3 protein-coding genes are annotated in these 1,342 nt (G+C 45.9%); all 3 read left to right on the forward strand.

Annotated features, from left to right (window positions below; genetic code table 11):
* On the forward strand, window positions 1–553 hold a 553-nt coding region (locus CKO12_RS14270; RefSeq protein WP_338032767.1), incomplete at its 5' end, for a type ISP restriction/modification enzyme.
* 20 nt (window positions 554–573) lie between these two features.
* Complete coding sequence (locus CKO12_RS14275; RefSeq protein ID WP_200155387.1) at window positions 574–801, forward strand: DUF4160 domain-containing protein; 228 nt, start codon at window positions 574–576, stop codon at window positions 799–801.
* Entirely contained in the window at window positions 798–1,280 is a 483-nt protein-coding gene (locus tag CKO12_RS14280) for a DUF2442 domain-containing protein (RefSeq protein ID WP_200155388.1), read from the forward strand. The genes CKO12_RS14275 and CKO12_RS14280 overlap by 4 nt, the downstream gene beginning before the upstream one ends.
* The last annotated feature ends 62 nt before the right edge of the window (window positions 1,281–1,342 follow it).

Consider the following 1,342-nt stretch of genomic DNA (forward strand, 5'->3'; position numbering starts at 1 on the left):
CCTGTTTTATTATATTTATGGTTTGCTGCATTCGCCGGAATATCGCACCAGTTATGCCGACAATTTGAGCAAAGAATTACCGCGCATTCCGCGAGTGAAAACTGCTGCGGATTTCTGGGCATTTAGCAATGCTGGGCGACAATTAGCCGCGCTGCATCTCAATTATGAAACGGTCGCGCCGTATCCGCTCACAATTGAAAGCAGCAAACCATTAACGGCGGCTGATTATCGCGTCACCAAAATGAAATACGGCAAATGCGGCAAAGAGAAAGATTTAACCACCGTGATTTATAATGAACATCTCACGCTGCGCGAGATTCCGTTGGCGGCGTATGAATATGTAGTGAATGGCAAACCGGCATTAGATTGGGTGATGGAACGGCAAAGCGTCAAAATTGACAAAGACAGCGGCATCGTGAATGATGCGAATGACTGGGCGCATGAAACGATGAATAACCCGCGCTATCCGTTGGAATTATTCCAGCGCGTGGTCACGGTGAGTTTAGAGACGCTGGCGATTGTAAAGGGGCTGCCGACATTGGAGATTTTATAACCGCTTAAACGGAATCTGTTATGCCAACTTTACAACGCTTTAATCAATGCCATGTTGTGATTTATTTCGACGATCATCCGCCGCCCCATGTCCATGTTAAATTGCGCGATGGTCGTGATTGTACTGTCGATTTAGAAACATTCGCTGTTATGGGACAGGTGAATGAGCGTGAGATTCGTGAAGCTCTCATGTGGATTAGTTCTAATCAAGCAGTTTTATTCAATACATGGCGAGAGTATCATCAATGAATCATTATTTTTTCCCAAAATTAATATCTGTTGAAGCGTTACAACCCTATTGCCTACGCACGAGTTGGAATACCGGCGAAGTTTTAGATGTGAATGTTGAAATGCAGTTACGTCGTCATGCTGCATTAACGCCAGTATTAGAACCCAGCGTTTTTGCCCGTGTTCATCTCAGTGAATGGGGCAATAGTATTGAATGGATTGATGAAGAATTTGGGGCTGATAACGTTTATGCTTGGGCAAAAGAACAGCGCGGCGAAATCAGCCACGAATTATTTAATGAGTGGATGCGCCGCAACGCGCTAACGACAATTGCTGCCGCCGACGCGCTGGGTATTGATTCAACGCTGATTGATGACTACCGAATTGCCCGCCAAAACATTCCGCGTATGATTTGGCTGGCTTGTTTAGGTTGGGAAGCGATTGGGCCGATGCGCGATCATTTGCCGCGTGTTTTACCGACTTTTGGATATTCAAACTGAAGTGCGACGCTGGCGATTGTAAAGGGGCTGCCGACATTGGAGAGTTAAATTGATAGAATGCG

Source organism: Chromatium okenii, assembly GCF_016583745.1.
In the GTDB taxonomy this organism is placed as follows: Bacteria; Pseudomonadota; Gammaproteobacteria; order Chromatiales; family Chromatiaceae; genus Chromatium; species Chromatium okenii.

Excerpts from the sequence above, each read along its gene's own strand:
- CKO12_RS14275 (WP_200155387.1), top strand. The coding sequence starts at position 574 with ATGCCAACTTTACAACGCTTTAATCAATGCCATGTTGTGATTTATTTC.
- CKO12_RS14280 (WP_200155388.1), top strand. The coding sequence starts at position 798 with ATGAATCATTATTTTTTCCCAAAATTAATATCTGTTGAAGCGTTACAA.